Source organism: bacterium (assembly GCA_030654305.1).
Lineage (GTDB): Bacteria > Krumholzibacteriota > Krumholzibacteriia > LZORAL124-64-63 > LZORAL124-64-63 > PNOJ01.
On sequence record JAURXS010000293.1, the window covers coordinates 1 to 3,276 of the forward strand.

General features: G+C 71.4%; 1 protein-coding gene. It reads right to left on the reverse strand.

Annotation, left to right across the window (positions count from 1 at the left end):
* Positions 1-190: 190 nt before the first annotated feature.
* Positions 191-3,276, reverse strand: a 3,086-nt coding sequence (locus Q7W29_08370; protein MDO9171832.1) for a carbohydrate-binding protein, incomplete at its 5' end; no start/stop codon positions are given.

The window sequence follows — 3,276 nt, forward strand, 5'->3', positions numbered from 1 at the left end:
TGACCTGTGAACTACGCCAACCCTTTGACCTGATAGCAGATGGCGCGGCAGCCGAGGAACAGCTACCGCGCCGAAATCGCTTCAAAAAGGCCGGAAATGAAATTTGGCTCCCCGCGCAGGGCTCGAACCACCATCCCTCAGTTAACAGCCACTGCTCCTCCACCGATCACCCAGCCGCGATTCCACCCGCCTACTTCAGCATCATGATCTTGCTAGTCCGCGTGACTCCACCCTCGATCGTCATCCGCAGGAAGTAGGTCCCGCTGGTCATCATCCTTCCCCGCTCGTCCCGCCCGTCCCAGGCGATGTCGCAAGACCCGCTCAGGGCGAATCCCGACAACCTCCGCACGGTCCGTCCCACCGTGTCGTAAACGACGACGGACACGGCCCCGTCACCCGCACCGCTCAACGTCAGCGTCGTGCTCGGATTGAACGGATTCGGCACCGCCGTCACCCTCACCGAGTCGACCGCGGGCACGCTCTCCCCCACCCCCACCGACACCCACACCTCCCGATACTCCGCCGCGCCGAGATTCCCGTCCCCGTTCCCCTCGGGGCACTGCTCCACCAGCGCCGCTCCATCCGCCGACCCATACACCCCCAGCGCCACCACCAATTCCATCGGCCGCGCCCCCGGGTACAGATCCCCCAGATGGATCGCCCCCTCCAGCACTGCGCCCCGCGCCTGCTCGACCCGCCCGGTCGGCGGCGTGACCTGAGCGGCATTGAACCAGCCGCACCACGCGTTGCTGCCCTCGCCGGCCAGGAATGCATCCCACGTCAGCGCCTGCCCGGCCTTGGCCCAAGGCGCCCCGCGCGGCGCGGCGCCGCCAGCGCCCAGCAGCAGGCATGCGTCGCGTCCCGCCTGGCTCGTGACGGCGTCGGTCGCCAGGTAGAGCCAGGGCTCCTCCCATGCGTACCACAGGCGCACCCCACCGCAATCCTCGAGCACCGCGCCGGTGTCCGGCTGGCCGTCCATCGAGAACGGCGACTCCTCGCTCTGCCCGCCCGCGACCGTCAGGTGCCAGTCGGTGCCGCCGTTGTTGTCCCACAGGCCGGTGCCGTTGGTGAAGGCGCAGTCCAGGACCAGCGCATTGCCCGGCACGCTGATGTCGGCGCGCCAGGCCGTGGCGGTGTCGTCCCAGGCCATGGCCGTGTCGTGGACGTTGGTCCAGCCGTCGATCCCCCAGTGCATCAGGACCGCGGGCGCCGACGCCAGGGGGCGGCCGGCCGGTTCGTACCAGACGTGCGCCGTCTGCCCCGCCTGCGGCGGCGAGGGCAGCGTGCGCACAACCGGGTCCTCGCCGGTGCCGCCGTCGCCCGCGCCCACCCAGACGTGCTGGACCGGCGAGCGCGTGACGTGCCCCAGCGAGTCCTCGGCCTCGATGTAGTAGTCCAGCAGGATCTCCGAGTAGCCGGTCAGCTCGAACCAGTACTGGTCGGCGATGCGCGACGGCAGCACCGTGAAATCGATCTCGGCCATGGGCCAGGGCTCGCCCGTCGGCATGACGCGCCGGTTCATCGGCAGCGCGCTCCAGGCGCCGACGCCGGCGCCGCCGGCGTAGGTCTCGTTGACGATCGTGGCCGGGTCGTTGCGGCCGTCCTGGTCCTCGCGGACCATCAGCTCGACGCGCGCGAGGCCCGAGGCGTCGTGGGCGAAGGTCCAGACGTGGAAGTCGCGGGGCATGGTCGTGCCCTGACCGCCGGGGTAGCCCCAGAGCGAGCCGCCGCCCTGGCCGCCGGGGTTCCAGGGCAGGCGCTGCGGCAGCCACACCGTCGGCGGCGAGGCGTCGCCCAGGCTCGCGATCACCGGGTCGGCCAGCGCGACGGCACGGTTGCAGGCCAGCGTGGCCTTGATCTCCATATCCAAGGACGCGCCGTAGTACATGTAGCCGCTCTCGTAGCCGGCCAGCAGGAAGTGCCAGGCCCGCTCGGCGGCGTTGGCGCCGGGGTTCGGGGAGACGACCTTCGCGGGGTCGACCGCGAAGTGCGTGGCCGCGGTCTCGACGCGGTTCTGGGCGGCGATCAGCACCGCCCAGTTGCGCTCGTCCTCGGCCCAGCCGCCGGGGATGTCGAACTGGCCGGCCGCGTCCACGAGCGGCCAGTTCCAGTTGATGAACTGCGGGCTGCCGAAGTCGCCGTCGGCGTTGACCCAGCCGCCGTCCTCGACGTGGACGACGTCGCCGGCCGGCACCGGGTGGTGGCGCAGGTAGGTGGCGATCGTGGTGGGCGTGTGGCCGGCCGCGGCCGCGGCGTGGGTGAACTGCGTGACGCTCTCGTGGTAGTAGGAGTAGCCGCCGCTCCAGGCGTTGTCGCCGTCGTGGGCGAAGAGCACGAGCATCGGGCGCTGGGGGTCGTTGTAGGGGGCCAGGGCGTCGACGCCGCCGGTGCCGAACAGGCCGTAGCCTTCCTCCCAGCCCATGGCGTCGGCGGCCGGCACCACCACCAGCGACCGGCTCGCGCCGGTGGCCGGGTCGATGTACGCCGCGCGATGGGGCGTGAAACCGAACGGGTACGGCACCTTCAGGGTGACGCCGCGCGAGATGGTGTGGCTGGTCCAGTTCGCCTGCGCGGGGTTGACCTGGTCGGCGGGGTTCGGGGCGTCGGTGTTGTCGAGGTTCGCGACCCAGGGGTAGCCCTCGCAGGCCCGCGCGAGGTGCAGGTCGGGCACGATCGCCCAGGCCACGCCCGCGTCGGCCAGGGCGGGGATCATGCGCTCGCTGAAGCACATCTCGGCCGGGAAGAAGCCGGCGGACTGCGCGCCGCCTCCCCAGGCGTCGTCCCAGATCGCGCGGCCGCAGGCCAGCTCCATGCGCAGCGCCGCCTCGGGCAGCAGCGGCCCGATCGCGTGGTGGAAGCCCGCCAGCACCGGGTCCAGGCGCGGGTCGCCGGCGGTGTTGAGCCAGCCGCGAGCGGTGCGGTAGTGGCTCCACCAGTCGGCGGCGTAGCGGCCGCCGTTCCAGCCCGCCTGACCCAGCGAGTTCAGGTTCTCGACCAGGGCGCCCGCGAACGAGACCTGCGCGCCAGCCTCCGGCAGGTCCAGCACCATCTGCAGGGCGTCCTTGGGGTACCACTGGTAGTCCGCGACGCGGTCGTCGGAGTTGAAGATCGAGAACTCGTCGTTCTGCGAGTGCCCCAGCGTGATGGTCTCGAAGGCGGTCTCGTACCGCCCCGGCGTCCACACGCTCTCGTCCGGCCAGTAGATCGGCTGGTGCATGTGCCACAGGTACGTGGTGTGCACCCCGCCGCCCGCCCCCGCCGCCGCCGCCCATCCCA